Source organism: Nocardia sp. NPDC004123 (assembly GCF_053603795.1).
Map to the genome: position 1 here is coordinate 1 of NZ_JBSGGG010000023.1, position 21,903 is coordinate 21,903.

13 protein-coding genes and 1 pseudogene are annotated in these 21,903 nt (G+C 70.7%); 5 read left to right on the plus strand and 9 right to left on the minus strand.

Annotated features, from left to right (window positions below; all coding sequences use genetic code 11):
• A pseudogene (locus ACWEQQ_RS30315) lies at positions 1–865 on the minus strand (Fe-S oxidoreductase); the annotation flags it as partial.
• A 377-nt stretch (positions 866–1,242) separates the two neighbouring features.
• Here ACWEQQ_RS30315 and ACWEQQ_RS30320 point away from each other — a divergent pair.
• Positions 1,243–1,950, plus strand: a complete 708-nt coding sequence (locus ACWEQQ_RS30320; protein ID WP_452346564.1) for a hypothetical protein — start codon at positions 1,243–1,245, stop codon at positions 1,948–1,950.
• 90 nt (positions 1,951–2,040) lie between these two features.
• On the opposite strand, the gene ACWEQQ_RS30325 is transcribed toward ACWEQQ_RS30320, so the two are convergent.
• From ACWEQQ_RS30325 to ACWEQQ_RS30350, 6 genes are all read right to left on the minus strand, one after another.
• Complete coding sequence (locus ACWEQQ_RS30325; RefSeq protein ID WP_452350648.1) at positions 2,041–2,871, minus strand: NRDE family protein; 831 nt, start codon at positions 2,869–2,871, stop codon at positions 2,041–2,043.
• Positions 2,872–3,036: 165 nt separating this feature from the next.
• A complete protein-coding gene (locus ACWEQQ_RS30330; protein WP_452341548.1) occupies positions 3,037–4,383 on the minus strand; it encodes a S1 family peptidase in 1,347 nt (448 codons plus the stop codon).
• A 150-nt stretch (positions 4,384–4,533) separates the two neighbouring features.
• Positions 4,534–5,886, minus strand: coding sequence for a S1 family peptidase (locus ACWEQQ_RS30335; RefSeq protein ID WP_452341549.1), 1,353 nt, complete (start codon positions 5,884–5,886; stop codon positions 4,534–4,536).
• Positions 5,887–6,003: 117 nt separating this feature from the next.
• Positions 6,004–7,137: a hypothetical protein gene (locus tag ACWEQQ_RS30340; RefSeq protein WP_452350649.1), complete on the minus strand. Its 1,134-nt coding sequence runs from the start codon at positions 7,135–7,137 to the stop codon at positions 6,004–6,006.
• A 46-nt stretch (positions 7,138–7,183) separates the two neighbouring features.
• Positions 7,184–10,057, minus strand: coding sequence for a LuxR C-terminal-related transcriptional regulator (locus ACWEQQ_RS30345; protein ID WP_452350650.1), 2,874 nt, complete (start codon positions 10,055–10,057; stop codon positions 7,184–7,186).
• Between the two features lie 22 nt (positions 10,058–10,079).
• Complete coding sequence (locus ACWEQQ_RS30350) at positions 10,080–11,876, minus strand: Hsp70 family protein (protein ID WP_452350651.1); 1,797 nt, start codon at positions 11,874–11,876, stop codon at positions 10,080–10,082.
• Between the two features lie 313 nt (positions 11,877–12,189).
• Here ACWEQQ_RS30350 and ACWEQQ_RS30355 point away from each other — a divergent pair, with 313 nt between their 5' ends.
• From ACWEQQ_RS30355 to ACWEQQ_RS30365, 3 genes are all read left to right on the plus strand, one after another.
• Entirely contained in the window at positions 12,190–14,280 is a 2,091-nt protein-coding gene (locus ACWEQQ_RS30355; protein WP_452350652.1) for an IniB N-terminal domain-containing protein, read from the plus strand.
• Between the two features lie 85 nt (positions 14,281–14,365).
• The gene (locus ACWEQQ_RS30360) at positions 14,366–16,237 is read left to right on the plus strand and encodes a dynamin family protein (RefSeq protein ID WP_452350735.1); all 1,872 of its coding nucleotides are present in this window, start codon (positions 14,366–14,368) and stop codon (positions 16,235–16,237) included.
• Positions 16,238–16,644: 407 nt separating this feature from the next.
• Complete coding sequence (locus ACWEQQ_RS30365; RefSeq protein ID WP_452350653.1) at positions 16,645–18,246, plus strand: dynamin family protein; 1,602 nt, start codon at positions 16,645–16,647, stop codon at positions 18,244–18,246.
• Positions 18,247–18,256: 10 nt separating this feature from the next.
• Here ACWEQQ_RS30365 and ACWEQQ_RS30370 read toward each other — a convergent pair whose 3' ends face one another.
• Together ACWEQQ_RS30370 and ACWEQQ_RS30375 are read right to left on the minus strand one after the other, a co-directional pair.
• On the minus strand, positions 18,257–19,417 hold the full coding sequence (locus tag ACWEQQ_RS30370; RefSeq protein WP_452350654.1) for a zinc-binding dehydrogenase: 1,161 nt from the start codon (positions 19,415–19,417) through the stop codon (positions 18,257–18,259).
• A 124-nt stretch (positions 19,418–19,541) separates the two neighbouring features.
• Complete coding sequence (locus ACWEQQ_RS30375; RefSeq protein ID WP_452341556.1) at positions 19,542–21,224, minus strand: MFS transporter; 1,683 nt, start codon at positions 21,222–21,224, stop codon at positions 19,542–19,544.
• 113 nt (positions 21,225–21,337) lie between these two features.
• Here ACWEQQ_RS30375 and ACWEQQ_RS30380 point away from each other — a divergent pair, with 113 nt between their 5' ends.
• Positions 21,338–21,853: a MarR family winged helix-turn-helix transcriptional regulator gene (locus tag ACWEQQ_RS30380; protein ID WP_354843282.1), complete on the plus strand. Its 516-nt coding sequence runs from the start codon at positions 21,338–21,340 to the stop codon at positions 21,851–21,853.
• Positions 21,854–21,903 lie beyond the last annotated feature (50 nt).

A 21,903-nucleotide genomic window follows, 5' to 3' on the forward strand; every position in this document is an offset into this window, starting at 1 on the left:
ACGAGAAGTCCTCGAACCTACCCACACCGAAGGTGTCATTATCCGGATCCGCGGTCTCCATCTCGATCGGCTTACCACCCGACATCATCGGCTTGACCGCACCCAGGGCCACACCACCGTCGGCCTCACGCTTGAAGTAGATGTTCGGGAAGGCGGCGAACCGGTGCCACGCCACACCCCAGGTGACATTGCGGCCGACCAGCAGCAGGAAGGTCGCGCCGGAGACCAGCTTGATGAACGCGAAGATCGACACCATGATCACCGAGTCGGGCAGCAGCTTGGCGACCTGCTCGGTGAAGAAATCGCTCCAGGTGTGGGATTCGTGGTAGGTGGCGATCTTGCCCGCCTTCACGAAGGTCATGCCCAGGCCCTCGACGAGGACGATCGCCTCGATGACGTACGCGGGCGCGAACCGGGAACCGCTGAACCGGGACAGCCGCTGCGGCACGCGCGGGTGATTCAGCTGGCGGATGACGATCAGCACCAGGATGCCGATCACCGTTCCGATGCCGAGGATCTCGTCCACCAGGTGGTAGATGCCCCAGGACCCGACGATGGGCCAGTGGAATTCGGGGTCGAAGATCTGGCCGTACGCCTCGAACCACAGGATGAACCCGGCGAGGAAGCCGATCATGACGAGCCAGTGGGCCCAGCCGACCGTGCGGAATTTGTTCATGCGCGTGTGCGCGAGGAATTCCACGATCATGGTCTTGAAGCGGGGGAAGAATGGCCGCCAGCGATCGGGTGCGGACTGCCCGACCATGACGGTGCGCGCGATGTTCCGCACACCTCCGATGAACGATGCCCAACAGAAGACTGTGAACACCGCCCCAATCGTGCCCAGCGTCACTGTCAGGGCATTCATGTCGCGACCTCTCTTACGGTTCTACGAGCGTCTTGCGAGGCAGCCTGGTTCCGCCTCGAGTTGCCCGTATCCTAATGGACGGTAAGTTACCCGCCGGTAACTTAGCTGTCCAGGGTTTCCCACACCGTAAATCCCGGCAAATCGGTGCAGTAACCAAGGGCAGGCTTACTCGCGAAACGCGGTGTCCAGCAGAAAGAAACGGATCTCGCAAATCGTAGGGTGATCGACTAGGCTCACGCTGTCCAACAGCTGTGCGCGTCTTCACATGCTCGGGGAGGACTCGTCCTAGCGCGTGGCATGGCCCGAGGGAAGCCGGGCCTCGCGTGGCGAAGAGGCGCACAGCGGATATACCTCGTGACGGATTGGATACCAACCGAATGAAGCTTCGCAGTACCACTGCGGCTGCTGCCCTGGTCATCGGCGCAATGACCATCGGGATGACGACCGCCCACGCCGACGATGCTCCCGCACAGCCTGCTGGAATCAACTACTCCACCAAGTTGGTCGACGGCAAGACGATCGTCTCCACCCTGAAGAACGGCACCTTCGAGCTCGCCCAGCAGGACGGCGCGACGCCCGAGGACCCGAAGGTCACGGTGGTGAACGTCAAGGACCAGCAGGGCGCGACCGCCATCTCCTTCCCGCTGAAGTTCGACGCCAACGGCACCGACATCCCGGTCAAGTCCGAGATCAAGGACGACGGCAAGGTGCTCGAGGTGGTCCCGGAGAAGCCGGAGGGCTACCAGCCCGGCACCACCGTGCTCGCCGCCAAGCCGATCGCCTCGGCGGACGAGAACCAGAAGGCGATGAGCAACTTCTCCACCCAGTTCGGCCTGGCCATCGGCATCGGCAGCTTCGTGGGCACGGCACTCGGCGCGCTGATCGGCTGCGTCGTGACCATCGTGGCCGGCTGCGTTCCCGGCCTGGTGGCCGGCGCCGGCATCGGCGGCATCCTCGGCACCATCGCCGCGGGTGGCCCGACGCTGGTCGCCGCGGGCATCGGCCTGCTGCAGACCCTGCAGGCTCCGGACGGCACCACCCAGTGGGCCACCACCAGCAAGCCCGCTCAGGTCACCCAGAACTGAGCCACCGCCGGGGTTTTCGAGCCCCGGCACGCTGAACCCGTTCGGCCCGCCTCGCTCGTCGCAGGCGGGCCGAACGCGTTGGCGGGCCGATCAGGCCGGTAGCTCCAGCCGGCCGTCGAACGACACCGTGTCGCGGCGGCGGGCGAACCGGGCGAAGGTGCGCTCGGTCATCACGTAGCTGCCGTCCTCACGCACCAGAAGAACTGTGCTGCATCGGGTTCCGTGCACGGGATGATCGACGAAGCGCGCGGAGGCCGCGCGTTCGGCGAGCGGGTCCAGTCCGCTCTCCGGCAACTGGGAGGCGGGGGTGCGGTCGGCCAGGACGGCCAGATAGCTCTCGACATCGCCCGGATCGGCCGCGGCCACGGCGGCCAGCGCGCGCACGCCCGCGCGGACCTTGGGCCAGGCCGGATCGTCGGTGCCGGTCGATACGCTGCCGTCGGGTTCGAGGGATCCCACGAGCGCATTGTTGGACAGGCCATGGAAGCCCGGCGCGAGTTCGCGCGGGGTCCGGTCGCTCCGATTGCTGTGCCACCACAGCGTTTCCAGATCCGAGACCACCAGGTTGTAGCCGTTGTAGTCGTCGGGCGCGGCCGCGAGGCCGCGCACGAACTTCTCCGGCACCGGATCGCCGCGCAGGAAATCCATCAGCAGCGCGCCCCGGGAGCGGGCATCGGGGCGGAAGTCGCCGGGCCGGCGCACATTGGTGACCGTTGCGAAGCGGTGCCGATCGGACAGCAGACCCAGCCAGGTGCCCGGCACCGGGCCCGCCGCACCCAGATCCCGGCCCGCCAGCAGCCCGGGCACCTCGTCCCAGGGCTGTAGCGATTCCGTTGGGCGGGTGAAGAATTCGTCCCGATTGGCGGCCACGATCAACCGGTACTCCGGATGCGCCCGCCAGCCGACCAACACCAAACACATAACCCCAGCATGCCCGACCGGGGCTCGCCGCGACCATGCCCGATCGCTCCCCGCCCGCTGCCGCCCGCCGCCCCTGCGCTGCCACCCGGGGGCACACCCCGGGTACCCCGGAATGCGAAAAGGCCGGTAGCGGTTGGGCTACCGGCCTTTTCGAGGGTGCTGTGATCAGAGGGTGCGCACGCGCAGGCCCGGGTTGTCGGAGAGCACGGTGCTCACCGGCTGCGCGAACAGCTGCGGGGTGTTGCCGGTGATGAGACCGATCAGGTTCGGGATCTCGCAGACCGGGTAGTCGGCGACCGAGGAGGCGCTGGAGATGCCCAGGGCCAGGGTGCCGGTCACCAGCGGACCGCCCGAATCACCGGGCAGGGCGCAGATATTGGCGGAGAACGACTGGGTGAGCATGCGGTCGCCGACCTGGACGGTCTGGTCGACGGCGTTCACCACGCCGCAGCTGAAGCCGGTGCGCGCACCCGACTTGCAGACCGGGGCGCCGACCACCGGCACGGCCACGCCGGTGATGTTGACCGGGGCCGCGCCCGGGACGTTCACCAGCGGGTTGGAGAAGGCGTCCCGGTACTGGTCGCTGATCCCGATGATCGAGTAGTCCTGGTTGCCCAGCACCGACTTCTGGAACACGCCGACCTGCGGGCCCAGGCTCTCGCCGCCGACCATCTGGTAGACGCCCGGCGAGTTGGCGCCGGGGGTGGCCGAGATGTTGGGGTTGCAGTGGCCGGCGGTGATGTTCACGACATTGCCGTTGCCGTCGGTGCCGTTGAAGCCGAGCGAGCAGCGCAGCGACATGCGACCGGCCACCGAGGCGTAGGCCTGGCCGGCGGCCATGGTCTGCGGGCCGGCACCGGCGATGTCGGAGGCCTTCGGGACGTCCTGGCCCTCGCCGCCGACCGGCGGGGCGGTCATGACGATGACACGGGCCGGGTCCACGAAGCCGGGCAGCGGCAGGTCGGGCTTGTCCACCCGCACCGCGATGCTGTTGTTCAGGGTGTCGATGGCCACGCCCCGGATGGCCTTGGACACGGACTCCGGCTGGTCCTTGAGCCACTGCTGGAAGGCGTTCTTCTCACCGCGCAGCGTGGTCTCGCTCTTGGCGACGTCCTTGGCGGTGAAGCCGGCGTCCGCCACGGCCTTGCGGGCCTGGTCCAGGGTGTCGCCGGGGGCCAGCGCCACGATGGCCTTGCCGGTCTCGTCCAGCCAGGCGCCACCGAAGACGCCCGGGAACTGCCGCTGGGCGGTGGTGGCGAAGGTGGCCACCTTCTGCGCGGTGTCGGCGCGCTGCAGGTAGTCCTGCGGGGAGATCTTCAGGTCGCGGGTGATGGCGGTGACCAGCTCGGCCGGCAGATCCTGCGTCGCGGGGGTCGCGGGCTCCGCGTGCGCACTCGCCGCCAGGGGTCCGGCGACGAGCACAGTGGTGGCCGCGATCGCCGCAGTACGGACAAGGGACCGTGGGCGGCGGCCCACGGCAGGCATGGAGAAGCGCATACGTGGCAGGAGCATGGCCCCGACTATATGGTGTCGGGCCGGTTATGCCTACTTATTGTGAGATGACGTTTCGGTATTCGGCGGGCAAACAGCGGGCGTGCCTCGAGCACGCGCAATGAGAGAGGCGTCCGATTTTCGCGGCCCGCCGGAACGGGCCGCGAATCATCACGCGTTGGAACGCGTCCGGACCTGAATTCCGCTGCCGACGCCGCCGTCGGAATTGGCGTCGATTTCGGTGAGGATCGCGCGCACCGGAATGCCCAGCGACGCGGTACCACCGTACTGCGCCAGCGCGGTATTGGCCTCGTTGCAGTTCGGTGCGTCGGCCGCATTCGAGCCGCTGGTGATGCCCAGCGCCAGCGTGCCGGTCACGATCGCGCCGCCGCTGTCACCACCGAGGGTGCAGGCGCTGGAGGCGAAGCCGCGCACCGTCTTGGACTGGCCCTCGGCGGTGAACAACTGGGTCTCGACCCGGTCGGCCACCACGAAACCACAAGTGAAGGTGGAGGATTGACCGGACTTGCAGACCGGCGCGCCGGTGATCGGGTCGGCCACCCCGGTGATGGTCAGGGTGGTGCCGTTGGCGCCGCGCACCGACGGCTGATCCATCCCGGCCCGCACCGCGTCGTCGTTCAGCTTGATGACCGAATAGTCGAGTGCGCTGCGGCCGCCCAGATTCGAGGAGACGAAGCTGCCGGCCTTCGGGCTCGACACCAGGTTTTTCACATTCGGAATGTAGACATCGGCGCTGGTGCCCTTGTCCACATTCGGATTGCAGTGTCCGGCACTGATGTTCAGGGCATTTCCGGCGGAATCCACACTGTTGAAGCCGAACGAGCACACATCGACGCTGCGCAGCGATGAATCACTGAGCGCGGTCGGCGCGGTGATGTAGGTGTCACCGCCCATGGGGCGCCGTTCGACCGGCCCGCCGGAATCCGGGGACAGCATCACCTTGATATTCGCGATCAGCGTGGGCAGATTCAGCAAATGCCCGGCCGGGGTGTTCGCCACGCTGAGCACCAGCTGGCTGTTGAGGAAGTCGATGGCGACCGAGTTGATGGCATTGGACAGATCGCGCGGCAGGCTGGTGATCCACATGTTCAGCTGATCGGCCGAACTCTCGAGGTTGTCGGCGCTGATCGGGGCCAGCCGGGTCTGGTAGCCGTCGGCGGCGGCGATCTTGGCGGCATCGAGCGAGGTGACGGCCATGACCGGCTTGCCGTCGGTGCCCAGCCACGCGCCCGCGAAGTCGTCGGGACGCTGACTGCGGAAAGTCGTTGCGTAGTCCCGCAATTGCTGGGCCTGGTTGGCCCGGTCCAGATATTCGGCGGGCGTCATCTTCAGATCGCGCTGGATGGCGGTGACCAGCTCGGCCGGAAGTTTGTCGGCGGCAAGCTGATCCGGGGACGCCGGGTCGGCGGTGGCGGTGCTGAGCAAGGGACCGATGAGGACGGTCGAGGCGAACGCGACGGTGGCTGCTCGAACCGTGGCGCGACGCGCCATGAACTTGCGCATGGAGTCCCTTCGTAAGTGCACCAGCAGACCGATGTCCCGGGCCCGGATCCGGTTACCTTCCGGAAGGTCGGTCAGCGCACCACTTTAGGGCATCAACCACCGAAGGTCTCTACGAAATCAACGCGGATTCTGTCCCCATGGATCCTGCAGCACCGGCGCTTGCGGCAGCTCGAAGGTCGGCACCGACGGATACTGGTAGATCGGCGGATACGGGCGTGTCGTCGTGGGCGGCGTGGTGTGCGGGGTGGGGTTCGGTGTGGTGGCCGGCGGGTCCGGCGTGGTCGTCGGCGGTGGCGGTGTGGTCGCGGGGTCCGAGGTGACCGGGACGTCCGCGGCATCGGCGGGCGGCGCGGCCGCGGTCGGATTGTCCGAACCGGTCGGCGGTAGCAGCGGCGGCGCCACCCCCGCGGTGGCCACCGGCTCCGAACGCACCTCGCCGCGCGGCGGGCCCGGGGTGGAGTCGTCGGTGCGCAACACGGCCGCCACCCCGACGCCACCGAGCAGCAAACCGATCAGGGCGGCCGCCGCGGCGATGATGTACGGGCCGCGGTTGGCGCGCGGTGCGTGGGTGACCGCGACCGCCGCGGTCGCCCGGGTGACGGCCGGCTCGGCGGTGGTGACGGCCGGGACCGCGGCCGAATACGCCTGGGCCAGTTCGGAGGACTTGAGTGCGGGCAGTACGTCGGTGACGTCGGCGGCGTTCACGGTGGCCGCGGTGGCATCGGGTGGCGTGAGGCCGGCCGGGGTGGACAGCACCGCCGCCAGCGCCGCGCGGGCCGCGTTGTAGGCCCGGGTCTTCCCGGTCTCCGCGTCCGCCTGGGGTAGATCCCGCTCGCTGACCAGCACCACCGACTTCAGGCCCAGATAGTCCAGCGCCTCGCGCAGGGATCGCACGTGGGCGTCGGGCCAGCCGGTCGGGTGGGCCAGATAGAACTCGGCGGGACCGTTGAGATGTTCGGCGGCCTGACTGATCAGACAGAAGACCGCCGTGGCCATCAGGTCCTCGGCCCGGTACGCCTCACCGTCGTCCACCGCGAGCCCGGCCGGATCCCCGACCGCGCCCACGAAGCCCCGGATGGAATGGCTGTAGCCCTCCGGTGCGTCGCCGCCGAGCACGGCGTCGCCGTCCTCGGACATGTGCAGCACGGACTCGCGCACGGTGTAGTGCACCGGGAGTGTGGCGTCATCGCCTGTCACCACGGCAACGACGGATTCGTCGTCCGCGATCCGCAGGCCCACCCCAGTGGCCATCCTCTTCTACCTCGCTCGATGCGTCCGGGTGCTCTCCGCGCCGAGGTCAGACGAGGAGTGAACCGTGACCCATGGCGCGAAGCATTGACAATAGCTCCGAACGCGAGCCGGCACCGATTCGACGTCTCATCCGAGCCACGTGATGTTCCACCGTTTTGGCCGAAATATAGAGCCGGGCCCCGATCTCCCGGTACGTCAACCCCAGCAGGACCAGTTCGGCCACCTCACGCTCGCGTTCGCTCAGCACGGTATCGGTGATCGGTTCCGGGCGCGGCTGCGGGGCCGCGGGCTCGGGCGCGCGCACCGGGGACTCCGGCGGCCGGGATTGCGCGCGCACCGTGCGCGCCAGCTTGAGCAGCGCGGTCGCGGTGGCGGAATCACCCGCCGCCAGCGCGGCCTCACTGGCCAGCCGGGCCGCGTCCCAGCGCAGGCCGAGCCCGGCCAGCCGGGCCACCGCGCCCTCCACCTGCTCGCGCACCACCTGACCGCGCAGCACCAGCACCCAGGTGCGGCCCGCGTCCGCCAGCACCGCGGCCTGCGGATCGCCCGCCGCGGCGGAGGTCTTGAGCCGATGGGCGTGCGGCAGCAGGGCTTCGGGGCTCTCCTGGGCGATGGCGGCCTGAATCGCGTACCAGTGGAAGGCATTCGACCAGGCGGGCGGTTCACCGAGCCGGCGCAGCAGTTCGTCGGCGCCGGTCACCAGGGCGGTCATCCGGGCCTCGTCACGCAGGCGGATGCCGGCCAGCCACAGCTCGCCGATGGGCAGCAGCGCCAGCAGATCCGCGCCGACCTCGTCGAACAGCGGGAAGGCCTGCTGCCAGGCCATGGCCAGCGCCGCGTGATCGCCGCTGCGCCGGGCCAGGCCGACGATCACGCCGTGCGCGAGCAGCCGATCGCGCGGATCCAGTTCCGTCAGCCGGACTTCCGACATCAGGGTGGCCGCCGAATGTTCGTCGCCGCCCAGCATGGCGACCCACGCGCCCAGCACCAGGCTCTGCGGATCACGGCTGGGGCCGCGGTCCTGGGTGCCCTGCCGCAGGGCGTCCGCCGCCCGCCGCGGATCGCCCATGCTCAGGCACAGCAGCACCGCGATCGACACCGCCGAGCACGGCAGGAAGCGATCGCCGCCGTCATCGGTGGGGGCCGGACCGGAATGCGCGGCGTGGATGAGCGCGGACGCCGCCGTGACGGCCGCGCCGCGCCGCGCCCGCGCGGGGCTGGTGAAGCGCTGTACGGCAAGGGTTGTCGGCGCGATGGCCCGCATCTCGGCGGTGAAACCGGTCGGGGCCGAGCCGGCTCCGAAGGTATTCGCAGCGCTCGCAGCGGGTCTCGCCGGTGCGGAGTCGTCGGGGTGCGGCCGGTCGCCGATGGGCCGGGCCGCGGGGCTCGCGGCCCGGGCCGGTACGCCGGTTCCGGCGGCCGGCGCGGCAAAAGTGCTGTGCGGCACCGGAAATGGGGCGCCGGTGTGGCCGTTTCCGCGATCGGTGCGCCTCGCCGCGCTGAAATCGCCAGGGGCACTGGCCGATCCGATCGTGTCGAACAGGGCATTGGCGATCGAGGCCGCGCGCGCGGTGGCCTCGGTCGGCGGCCACTGGGCGGCATTGACCGACAGCGCCTGTGCGCCCTGGGCGTCACCGGACAGCGACAGCACCGTGGCGGCGACCGCCCAGTCCGGGCCGACCCGGGTCGGCCCGAGCCAGGTGTAGAGCTGGGCGGCCCGGCCGGCCAGGCCGCGCCGGGTCCACACACCGGCGCAGATGCGCACGGCGGCAGCCAGATCCGCGAGCGGGATCGCCGGATTGGCCAGCGTGGGTTCGGCCAGGCGCAGGGCGGTGTCGCCGTCCCCGGCCCGGGCGGCGGCGTCGGCCCAGCGCACGGCCAGGGCCTCCGGATCCGCGCCGGCGGCGGCCGCGGCCGCGTAGTGGCGGACCGCCTCGTCACCGGCGCGTTCGGCTGCGGCACAAAGGAATTCGGCCAGCCGCTCGTCACGGACGCCCGATTCGGCGAGCAGCAGTGCGGTGTGGTCGCGCAGCAGTCCGGCGTCCAGGCGCGCGTGCAGCAGGCGGCGGGCGACGGTCAGGAAGCGACGGTCGCCGACCAGGGTGCGCAGCGGCGGGACGGCCGGGGCCAGCAGCAGATCGGCGTCGGTGACCAGGGCGCTGCCCCGGGCCCGGTCCACCAGATCCTGGGCGGCCGGCGGGGCGACGTCGAGCACTTCGGTGAGCTCGCCGGTATCCAGGCCCGCGCCGATGGCGGCCACCACCAGGGTGTCCAGCAGGTCCGGATCGGCGTCGTCGAGACGCACTCGCGCCCAGGCCGTCACCGCCTGGTCCGCCGCGGTCACGCCCGCGTCCAGGCGGGTGGCGCAGGCGGCGGTCAGCGCGGCCACCACACCGCCGTGGATGCCGCCGGTCTGGCGGTGGATGTGCTGGGCCAGCCCGCGCGGCACCATCATGCCCAGTTCGCGGGCGAACGGTGCGATCTCGGTGGCGCCCAGGGCACGCAGATCGACCACCCGGCCGCGGCGGGCCACCAGATCGGTCAGGCCCCGCAGCCGGGGGTCGTGCGGGCGCGGGCGCAGCGCGATCACCACCGGGTACTCCCCGGATTCGGCTGCGGCGCACAGCAGGTCGAATTCGGCCGGGTTCAGCGCGTGGGCGTCGTCGACGATGAGGGCGCTGCGGGCGCGGCTGTTGCCGTCGGCGCGGCCCGGGGCCGATGCGCGCAATGCGTGCGCCGGGTTGTCGGTGTGCGGGACGCCCCGGGCGCGCAACCGCGCTCGGAGGGCGCCCAGCAGCGTGGACTTTCCGGTGCCGGAACGGCCCCGGACGAGGTAGAGCACCGAGGCGGAATCGTCGGAATCGAGGTCCCGGAAAATCTCACGGGCGCACGGGATGGAATCCAGTGCGACGGGGGTCATGCCTGTCACGAGGAACCAACTCTCAGCGGCCGGTGTGCGGAACGACCGGTGGAACGGCGTTGCCGAGCTGATCAACTGCATTGTTCAGTGCGCCCGTGGGGAGCGTCACGCTGGGGACCGTCGGCGGCTGGATCTGCGGCACCGTCGGCATCTGGACCGGTTGTTGCTGCTGTTGCGGCGGCTGGGGGCTCGCCGGATTCTGTTGCGGCGCCGGGGTATCGGCCTGCGCGGCGGGGGTGGTCGGGTCGGCGGCGGCCGGTGCGGGGGCCGCGGCGCCGGTGGTGGCCGGGCTGCCGGGTTTGGCCGCGCCCGGCTGCGACGCGGGCTTGGTCGCGGAAACCGGGTTCCCGGCCGCCGGAGCCGGGGCGCCGGACGCGGTCGCCCCGCCGGTCGGCGCCGGGGAATCGAGCGCCACGGCGGAGGTCGAGGGGGATTGTGTGCCGGCGGGATTCGCGGGCGTGGACTGTCCGCCGGTGCCCATGGCCAGGGTGCCGGTGGCGATGGCGGCCACCGCGACCGCGGCCGCGCCGATCACCGCGAGGCGCTTCCAGTGCCGGAAGCCGCCGGCGGGTTCCTCGACCGGGAGGTCGGGCAGCAGCGGAATGCGTTGGGCCGCAGACAATTCCGCCATCAACGCGGTATCGTCCGCCGCCGTTCGGCCGGAATCGCCACCGGGGCCCGGTGGTTCGAGGTCCGCGGGCCCGGCCGGGGAGCCGGCGCGGGGCCGCTGGGGGAGCCCGGCCGCGGGGCGGCCGGGGGCGAGGGCCGGGCCGCCGCCGGCCTCGGCGAGGCCCACGCCGCCGACCGCGATCGCCGGATGCGCCTCGGTGTCGGTGGTGTCGGCGAGCAGGTCGGCGGCCAGCAGGGCGGCGCCGTGCGCGCTGAGGTGGGCCGGGTCGGCGGCGGCCGCGACCGGGATGCCGAATTCGGTGGACAGCAGTTCGGTTACCAGCGGGATGCTCGCGCCGCCGCCGATGACCAGGAAGCCGTCCAGATCGGCCGCGGTGAGTCCGGCCCGGCGCAGGGCCTCACGGACCAGATCGGTCGAACCGAGGAGCGGACCCCGCAGCAGTTCCTCGATATCGTCGCGAACCAGTCGTACGTCCACTTCGGCTATGCCGGGCAAACGCACGGGCACCATGGTGGCGGTATTTGTGGACAGAGTTTCTTTCGCAATTTTGCAGCGAACGCGGAGTGCCGCTAATTCTTGTTCCACCAAAGGGTCGAAAGGATCGAAATCCTTTTCGCCGAGTGCATGGGCGAGCACGAAACGCATTGTCAGCAGATCGAATTCCGACCCGGCCACCTCGGTGGTCCGTACCGGTTCGCCCAGCAGGCCCGACATGGCCCCCGTGCGCGCCACCGAAACCGTCAGGCCGGTGGCCCCCAGGTCGTACACCACCATCGCGCCGTCGTGGCTGGACTCGTGCACCTCCTGCAGCCAGCGCATGGCCGCCGTCGGCTCCGGGACCAGGGCCACCGCATCCAGGCCGGCCGCGTCCAGGGCGGTCCGCTGCACCTCCACGGTGTGCTGCGACCACCAGACCGGGTAGCAGGCGACCGAGGCCGCGGCCGGGCCCGTGCCGTCCACCGCGCGGCCGATGGCCGCCGCCACCAGGTCGGCGGCGCGGACCGCGGATCCGTCCCGGGTTCTGATGTCCACGGGATCCCCGACCCGGGCCAGAAAACCGTCCGGAACCTCCGGCTCGGCGCCCAGCACGCTGGGCCGCGTATGTACTGTGTGTTGTCCCCCCGAAGTCGTCACGGCAACCGTATTCGACGACCCGACGGTGATGCCGAGCGCCAGCCCCTGACTCATTCGAGTTCCCCTGTCATTACCCAACGCGCGACCGGTGGATCGCGTGCCGAAAGCTCTTCGGTCCGATTTGTACGAAAAATCTCGGGTCAGGCCGGGTGGCCCACCCCGCCTGTCGGTAGCTGAGGGGATCCCGTTACCGATTCCCCCGCAGGTTTGGGGAAATTCCCCTAATGTTCGCCTGCCCCCGTAGGTGACCGTTGTGGAACTTGGGGGAGTTCACCCCGTTACGCGTAACGAGATGCCTTCCTAACGTGAAAGGAAATTCGAGCAGCGCGGGTCAGCGGGGCCCGCCCATCCAGGGAGACGATTCGCCATGAGCCCCAACGCAATTCTCGAGTTCATCCTCAATCTGCTGCGTGACCACGAGGCCGCGGTCAGCTATTGCAACAATCCGGGCGGGGCGCTGGCCGCCGCCGGGCTGGAGAATGTGACCCCCGAGGACATCGCCGCCGTGGCCCCCATGGTGGCCGAGTCCGCACTGGTTGCGGGAGGTTCGCAGCTGTCCGACATCATTGCCGCGGGCGGGACGACCGGCCTGGGCGCCGACACCGGGCTCGGCGGCTCCGCCGGGCTGGGCGCCGACACCGGTCTCGGGGCCAACGGCGGCGTGGGCGGCTCGGCCGCGATCGGCGACTCCGCGGGTGTGAATTTGGGCACCACCGCTGCCACCGCCACCCAGGTGTGCCTGACCGGCGACACCGGCACCGGCCTCGAGCTGGGTCTGTCCGATGGCATCGGCGCGGTCGTGGGTGCGGCCGCCGACCTCGGCGCGGGCCTGTCCGCCGGACTCGGCGGCGCGCTCGGCGTGGCCGGTGATGTCGCCACCGGTGTGGAGACCGACCTCGGTGGCGTGCTCGGCGCGCAGGCTGCCGCCGACCTGACCTCCGCCCTCACCGGCGGACTCACCGCCGGGGCCGGCCTCCAGACCGGCCTCCAGGGCGCCCTCGACACCGTCACCCAGGCCGGCGCGGACCTCACCACCGGCCTGACCGGTGCCCTCTCCACCGCCGGCGGCCTCGAAACCGGTCTCGGCGCGAACCTTGCCGCCGCCGTCAACGCCGCCACCGATGTGGGCGCGGGCCTTCAGACCGGCCTGACCGGCGCCCTCGACTCCGCTGCCGGTGTCGGCGCGGGCCTCACCGGCGCGCTGAACACGGCCGCCGGAGTGGGCGCGGGCGTGCAGACGGGTCTCGATGGCGCGGTGAACGCGGCGGGTGGCCTCGGAACCGGTCTCGGCGCCGGGCTTTCCACCGGAATCGACAGCGCACTCGATGCGGGCCTGGGCGTACAGACCGGCCTCAATGGTGCGGCGAATGTGGGCGCACAGCTCGGAAGTGGTTTGGAGACCGGGCTTTCCGGGGCGGCCGACACCATGGTCGGGGTCGGCAGCCAGCTCGGCGGCGACCTGAACAGTGGCCTCTCGGGCGGTCTGAACACCGGTGCCCAGGTGGGCGTGGGTCTCGACGCCGGAATCAATACTCTGCTGGGCGCGGGTACCCAGGCGGGCGCAGGACTGCAGGCCGGCATCGGTGGCGCCGCGAACGTCGGCGCGGGCCTGGGCACACAGGTCGGAGCCGGCCTGGAGACCGGGCTCTCCGGTACGGCCGACACTCTGGCGGGTGCCGGGACGCAGCTGGGTGCGGGGCTCGATGCCGGCCTGCACACGGGTGCGGATCTGGGTGTGCAGCTCGGAAGTGGCTTGGAAACGGGCATTTCCGGCGTGGGTAATGCGGCGACCGGGATCGGCGCGGGCGTGCAGGGTGGCCTCGGGACCGGGATCGACACTGCGGTCGGCGTGGTCAACCAGCTGGGTGCGGGGCTCAACACCGCGGTCGGTGCCGGGGCTCAGGTCGGGACCGGTTTGGAGACCGGGCTGGGCGGGGCCGCGAATGCTGGTGCGGGGCTCGGGACCCAGGTCGGGAGTGGCTTTGATGCCGGGGTGCACTCGGCCCTCGGCGCGGGGACCCAGGTGGGCGCGGGGCTGGAGACGGGTCTCGGCGGGGCCGCGAATGTGGGGACCGGTCTGGATGCGGGTGTGCATTCGGCGCTGGATGCGGGGACACGGCTGGGCGGGGGCGTGGATACCGGTCTGACCGGGGTGGGGAATTCGGTCGCCGGGGTCGGCGGCGGGTTGGATGCCGGGGTGGGGACCCAGGCCGGTGGGGGCGTACAGGTGGGGAGCGGGCTCGATGCCGGGGTGCACGGGGGGACCGCGGTGGATGCCGGGTTGCACGGTGCCGGTACGAATCCCTGGGCGGGCGTGGATGTTTCGCAGGCGTTCGGCGGCGGGGTGCATGCTCCGGGTGCGGACGCGTCGCTGTTCGGGGATGGTGGGGCGCACACCGGGGTGGATCTCGGAACGCACCCGGGCGGAGACGTCGTCGGCGACATTCTGCACTCGTAGGTCGAAGGGGCGCTCGCCGCGGTGAGCGACGACCTGTTGGAACACAAACGGCTGGAATAGGTTCGGTGAGCAGGCGGTGACAGGCATGGTGGCGGCGAATCCGCTGTTGACGATGGTGTCGGAGACCATCGCGGTGGCGAAGGCCGCGGAACGCGGGGATCTGGTCGCGCGGCTGGAGACGGTCGCGGGCAAGGTGCGCGATCCGCGGCGGCGGATCCTGGTGGCCGGTCTGGGGAATCAGGGCAAGAGCCGGTTCGTCAACGCGCTGATCAACATGGATGTCTGCCCGGTCGCCGACGATGCGACCACGGCGGTCACCACGGTGCTGTCCTACGGTGAGCAACCGCGGGCGACCGTGGTCGCGGCGGGCGCCGACGGCGGCGAGAACACCCGGGAGCCGGTGCCGTTCGAGGCGGTCCCCGCCCTCACCGCGCGCAGTCCGCAGGGCCGGGCGGTGCTGCGGCTCGAGCTGGAGGCCCCGAGCCGGCTGCTGGCCGACGGCATCGTGGTGGTGGATACGCCGGGACTGGGCGTGCACGGAACCACCGGCGCGGCAGGCGTTCTCGCGCAGGCCCCGGCCGCGGACGCGGTGCTGGTGCTCACCGACGCCTCCACCGAGCTCACCGAGACCGAGGTGGATTTCCTGCGGCAGGTGCGGGAGCTGTGCCCAGCGGTGGCGGTGCTGGTCACCAAGATCGACCTGTATCCGCATTGGCGGCAGGTGTTCGAGGCGAACCGGAAGCACCTGCACGCCAATGGGATCGAGATGCCCATGCTGCCCGTGTCGGCCGTGCTGCGCGCGCACGCCATGCGTCTGCAGGACGAGGGCCTGGGTCGCGAGTCCGGGTTCGGGCTGGTGTTCCAGTTCCTGCGTGAGCAGGTGGTGGCCCGGGATCAGGCGGCGCTGCAGCGTGCGGTCGCTCTCGACATCTCCTCTGCCGCAGAACATCTGGCGCTGGCGCTGAGCAGTGAGCTGGTCGCGCTGCGTGATCCCGAGCGGGGTGCGGCGGCCATCCGGGAGCTGCACGCCGCCAAGGCCGAGGCGGAGAAACTGCATCGCCACACCGCCGCCTGGCAGCAGACGCTGGGTGACGGCATCACCGATCTGGCGGGGGATATCGACCACGATCTGCGCAATCGCCTGCGCGATATCGCCCGCACCGCCGAGGACTGGATCGACCAGCACGATCCCGGCCGGCACTGGGACAGCATGGACGAATGGCTCACGGCCACCGTGGGTTCCGCGGTCGGCGACAACCTGGTGTGGACCGGCACCCGCGCGGTGAAGCTGGCCGAGCGGGTAGCCACCCACTTCGACGATCTCGGCGCGGTGGATCTGCCCGAGGTGCGCGACACCCTCGACGACGACTCCCGCGCCGAGTCCTGCACCCTCGCCGATCTGGAACCCGATCTGGGCCTGGGCCACAAGCTGCTCGTGGGTGTGCGCGGCTCCTACGGCGGCGTGGTGATGGCGGGCATGGTCGGCACCATGGCCGGGCTGGCCCTGATCAACCCGCTCTCGCTGGGTGCGGGAGTCCTGCTGGGCGGCAAGGCCTTCAGCGACGACAAGAAGGCCCGCCTGGCCAAGCGTCGCGCCGACGCCAAGATGGCGGTGCGCCGCTACCTGGACGATATCGCCTTCCACACCGGCAAGGAGACCAAGGACCGCCTGCACCGCATCCACCGCCTGCTGCGCGATCACTTCACCGCCATCGCCGACCGCACTCTGCGCTCCATCGACGAATCCCTGCGCGCCGCCCAGGAGGCCGCCAACCTGGAGGCCGCCCGCCGCTCCGAACGCGCCGCCGAACTCGAACGCCGCCTGCGCATCGTGGCCGAACTCCGCCGCCACGCCAACACCCTCCTCGGCCCGGAACCCCAGGCCGCGCCGGCTTCCGCTGCCCAGCCGCACCTTCCGCCCGCCGCGCAGCCACAACTCCCGCCCACCGCGCACTAGTGCAGACGACTCGGCCCGCTGGCGGTCGGGTGCTGCTGCCGAGGCGGTTCCAGAGCTCGCGACCGGGCCTGTCCGCACCTGAGGCGGGTCAGCGGGGGCGACCGTTGGACGACCCCACCGCGCGAGGCAGGCGTCCGGGCGTGGTCGTGGCAATGGCAGCCGGTTACGCAATGTGCCGGACCGGCGCCGGGCCGGGAAGAGGCGCGGCGCACCGGGAGGAAGGCGGGGCGTACACGCTCGGGCCGGGCAAGATCAAGGGTTGGGTGGCCGGGTTCGCGCTGCGGTGAGCTGCCTCTCGGAACTGGGAATTGGCTGTGAGAGCTGGGCGGTTCTGATAACGATTCGGCGTGGCCGGGCGAATGCCTTGCGATGCGTGGAGGTGCGGTGTGCTTCGGAATCGGGAGCCTATGAGGGACGACGCGAGCGGTGTCGGGTATGGGCTGGTGCCGGAGACGCGCGGGCTGGTGGCGGCGGCGCGGCGGGCGCTGGGCGAGCGGCCGCGGGTGCGCGGTCAGCTGGACGAGTGCGCGCGGCGGCTGGACGAGCCGCTGCGGGTGGCGTTGGCGGGCCAGCTCAAGGCCGGCAAGTCGACGCTGTTGAACGCCCTGGTCGGGCAGGACATCGCGCCGACCGACGCGACCGAGTGCACCCGGCTGGTCACCTGGTACCGCAATGGGACCGCGCCGCGGGTGACCGCGTTCAGCCCCGATGGGGCGCGCGCCGATGTGGTGGTGCGGCGCGGCCGTGGGGCCGAGGGGCTGCCGGGCGCGCACGGGCTCACCTTCGATCTGTCGGCGCTGCGCTGGAACGCCCCCGCGCCGCGTGAAGTGGACCACCTGGCGGTCGAGTGGCCGTCGGCCGAGCTGGCGCAGACCACCATCATCGATACGCCCGGCATTTCCTCACTGTCGCGGGAGGTGTCGGCGCGCACCTCGCGGCTGCTCACGCCGGGCGGCCCGGGCCCGGCGCTGCCGCCCGCCGATGCCGTGCTCTATCTACTGCGTCGTCTCGACGCCGCCGATGTGGACTTCCTGGAGCGCATCGGCGCCGGCCCGGGCGCGAGTTCCGGTGCGCCGCAGTCCTTCTCCGGCCCGCTGGGCGTGGTGGGCGTGGTGTCGCGGGCCGACGAGATCGGCGCCGGTCGCATCGACGCCCTGCATTCCGCCCGCGATGTGGCCGCCCGCTTCGCGACCGAGTTGGAGCGAACCGGCCTGTGTCAGTCCGTGATTCCGGTGGCGGGCCTGCTCGCGTTCGCCGCCGCCACGCTGCGCCAGCGGGAATACGATGCCTTCGAGGCGCTGGCCGCTATCCCGGTGGACGAGCTGACCGCGGCCCTGCTGTCGGCGGACCGCTTCGCCCATCCCGATCTGCCGCTGCCGGTCCCGGCCGAGTTGCGTGCCCACCTGGCGGCCCGCTTCGGTTTGTTCGGAATCCGCTTGGCCGTCACCCTGATCCGGCTCGGTGTCCGCGGCTCGCAGGCCCTGGCGGCCGAATTGTCCGACCGCAGTGGCCTCGACGAACTCCGCACCGTCCTGGACGTCCAATTCGCCCAGCGCGCCGACGAATTGAAGGCCCATTCGGCCCTCACCGCCCTGGCCCGCATTCTCACCGCCAACCCGGGTTCGGCGGCCGATGCCCTGCTGCCGCGGGTACGCACCCTGCTCGCCGATGTGCACGGCTTCGCCGAACTCCGCCTGCTGGCGCACCTGCGCTCGGACGAATTGCCCCTGCCCCCAGCGGATCTGGCCGAACTGAACCGCCTCATCGGCGGCACCGGCGTGGCCCCTACGCTGCGACTGGGCCTGTCCGCCCACACCGATCTCGCCACCCAGCGTGAGGCGGCTCTGGCCGCGGTCCAGAAATGGCGTGCCCGGGCCCGCCACCCGCTGGCCGATCAGTTCACCGCGAATGCCTGCCTGACCGCGGCCCGCAGTGCGGAGGGCCTGCTGGACATCCTGCATGAGCCTCCGACCACGCCTTTCCCGGCGCTGCGGCGGCCCGGCCGCTAGGCGCCCGCCGTCAGGGTGCGGTGCGGTCGCTGCGCGGGTCGATCAGGATCTTGGCGTGGTGCTCGGGTGAGGCGAGGGTGGTGAAGGCCGCGTCGATGCCGTCGAGGCCGACGGTCCCGGTGATCAGCGGGCTGGGATCCACCTTCCCGTCGGCGATCATATGGAGGGTGTCGCGGAATTCGCCCGGGTCGTAGCCGAGGACGAATCGCAGCTCGATCTCCTTGTTGATGGCGGTGGCGGGATGGAAGGCGTCCTGCTGCATGCACACCCCCACGACCACCACGCGGGTCAATGGCGGTGCGGCGGTGAGGATCTGGTCGATGATGCCGGGCACGCCGACGCATTCGAAGACGACGGGCCCGGTCGGACCGCGGTCGAGGGTGTGCGCGACGCGGAACAGGTACCACCACGGGAAGTTCGGGATCCGCCGCAGCCGTTCCATGGCGTCGAAGCCCAGATTGAGGATGTCGGAGGCGCCGGCGATCCGTGGCTTCTTCGGCGTTGCCTCCCACGGTGATTCGACGGTGGGGTCGACGACCACATCGGCCCCGCACCGGCCCGCGAGTTCGCGGCGGCGCGGCGAGAAGTCGCTGGCGATCACGGTGCGCACGCCGGCCGCCTTCAGCATGGAGATGACGGCCAGCCCGATGGGACCGCACCCGACGACGAAGGCGGTCTGTCCCTTGTTGATCCGGCTGCGGCGGACCGCGTGCCAGCCCACCGCCATCGGTTCGGTGAGGGCGGCGTGGTCGGGGGACAGGCCGTTGGGGACCGGGAAGGTCATGGGTTCCTGCACCAGCACCTGCTCGGCGTAGCCGCCGGGCGCATTGGCGGACAGTCCGGTGAGTTCGGGCTGCCGGCCGGTGCGCAGGATGGGCAGCGCCACCACCGGGGTGCCGGGCTTCCAGCGGCGGCGGGTGCCGGGACCGTATTCGGCGATCTCGCCGGTGAATTCGTGTCCCATGACGATCCGCTGGTCGGAGCGCATGAAGTGGTCGTAGCCGGTGGCGGCGGCCAGGTCGGCGAGTTCGTCGCAGTGCAGGCGGGCGTGCAGGTCGGACCCGCAGATGCCGCAGCGGGTGACGGACAGCAGTACCTGACCCGGCCCGGGTACGGGGGTGGGCAGGTCCTCGACCTGGAATTCGCCCTTGCTGACCACGGTCGCGCGCATGTCTGACTCCTGTCGAATGCCGGTGACACTGTGGATTCTTCACCGGAACGGACCGCGGGTCCGGTGAATCACCGAACCCGCGGCCGTTTTTGCCGGACTCCGTGTCCGGATCCCGCCGGTGGGGTCAGACTCCCACGAGTTCCTCCTCGGTCTCCACCTCGTGCTGCTCGAGCCGCGCGTCGCGCGGCAGCGCCAGGAATCCGAGGCACACCAGCGCCATCAGCCCGATGCCCCACACCAGCGTGTAGTCGAAGGTGTGCGCGAAGTTGACCGCATTGGCCTGTTCACCCGCACGCGCGAGGGTCTGGCCGACAGCCGGATTCGCGGCCGGAGACTGGCAGCTCGCCGGGATGACGGAGGGATCCACCTCGGCGGAGCGATCCCGCACACAGGCCCGGAAGTTCGCGAGGATCTGCTCCTGCGCGGGCCCGGGCACCCCGGCCGCCGCCAGCTCGGTGCGGGTCTGCGCGGCAACGGAATCCACACCGCGCGCCGAATCATGATCCAGCTGGGCGAAGAACAGAATGCCGACCAGTGCCACGCCCAGTGCCATCCCCAGCTGCTGTCCGGTGTTCAGCAGCCCGGATGCCGCCCCGGCCTCGCGGTCGGGAATCTGCCCGAGCAGCATGTCGATGGTCGGCGCGACCACGATGCCGAATCCGATGCCGGTCACGATGAGCGGCAACACCATCTGCCAGGAGGCGAAATCGGATTCGTAGTGGGTGGCCATCGCGCCGTACAGCGCGAACCCGCCCGCCGTGACCAGTCCGCCCGCGAGCAGCACCCACTTGCCGAACCGCGGCGCGAGCACGCTGACCGACACGCCCGCTCCGATGCCCGCGCCGACCGCGAAGAACACCGAGGTCAGGCCGGCCCGCATGGGCGACCAGCCCAGCCCGGCCTGCATGAACAGCGTCCAGATCAGGAAGAACCCGCCGAAGCCGATCCAGAACAGCAGCCAGCTCGCCAGGCCGACGGTGAACGGCCGCGACCGGAACAGGTCCAGGTCGATCAGCGGGGATCCGCCGTTGCGGCTGCGCCACCGTTCGTAGACCACGAAGGCGGCCAAGGCCACGGCCGCCGCGCCCATCATGACGAAAGTCCAGGCGGGCCAATCCAATCGACGGCCCTCGGTGAGCGGATACACCAGCAGCAGCACCGCGGAAATGGCGAGCACCATGCCGGCGATGTCCAGGCGCGGCGCGTGCGCGGACCGCGAATCCCGCATCACCAGCGCCGCGGCGGCCAGCGCGATCAGGCCGACCGGCACGTTCACCAGGAAGATGGGCCGCCAGCTCAGATCGAAGAGATTCCACTGCACCAGCAGCCCGCCCAGGGACAGCCCGACCGCGGACGCGGATCCGCCGACGCCGCTGTAGACGGCAATGGCCTTGGCGCGCTCGTCCTTCGGGAAGGTGACGCGAATGATGGCGAGGATCTGCGGCACCATGAGCCCGGCCATCGCGCCCTGGACGAACCGCGAGCCGATGAGCAGTGTCGGGGAGGAGGCCAGGCCGCAGGCCAGTGAGGCCGCGGTGAATCCGGCCATGCCGAGCAGGAACAGGCGTTTGCGGCCGTAGATGTCGCCGAGCCGCCCGCCGGTGATGAGTACGGCCGCGAAGGACAGCACATACGCGGCGATGATCCATTCGATCTGCGAGTAGGCCGCGCCCAGGTCCTTCTGAATGCTCGGCACGGCCACATTGACGATGGTGACGTCGAGCAGGTCCATGAATCCGGCGGCCAGCACGACGGCGAAGGCGATCCAGCGGCGTGGATCGAGGGTGGGGGAACTGTCGGTATCCATGGGGCGAGCTCTCCTCGCTATCGGGGATTGGATCGACTCTCCAAACTATGCACCTGAAGTGATTATCAATCAAGAGGGCAATCATGGTTCGGGCATTGCTGTAGGCTGTGCAGGTGACCGACGCCGATCCCCAGTACTCACCGCTGTTCGAGAGCGCCGCGTTCCTGCTGGGGCAGTTGGGATCGCATTCCGCGTACCGCTTCGACGCGCTGCTCGCGCCCCTGGGGATCAGGCCGCCGCAATACGGCACGCTCCGCCTGCTCGAGGCCAATGACGGCCGGACCCAGCAGCAGCTGTGCGATGCCCTGGGGATCCACCGGAATGTCATGGTCAGCCTGATCGACGACCTGGAGAAGCGCGGCCTGGTCGAGCGGCGCAAGCATCCGGTCGATCGCCGCGCCCACGCCGTGCACCTGCTGCCCGCCGGGCGCGAGACCATTGCCCGCGCGGCCGCGATCGCCGATGGACTCAATGCGGAACTGCTCGCCGCGCTCGACCCCGAGGACCGGCCGCGGCTGCTCGCGCTGCTGCAGCGGACGGCGATCGGCAACGGCCTGACCCCGGGTGTCCACCCCGGCCTGACCGTCGCGCCGGGCACCGTGCCCATGTATGGCCCAGATCACACCTAGGCGCTGTCACAGGCCGGGCCGGCGCGTGTCCAACCAGGTGTAGGCAACTC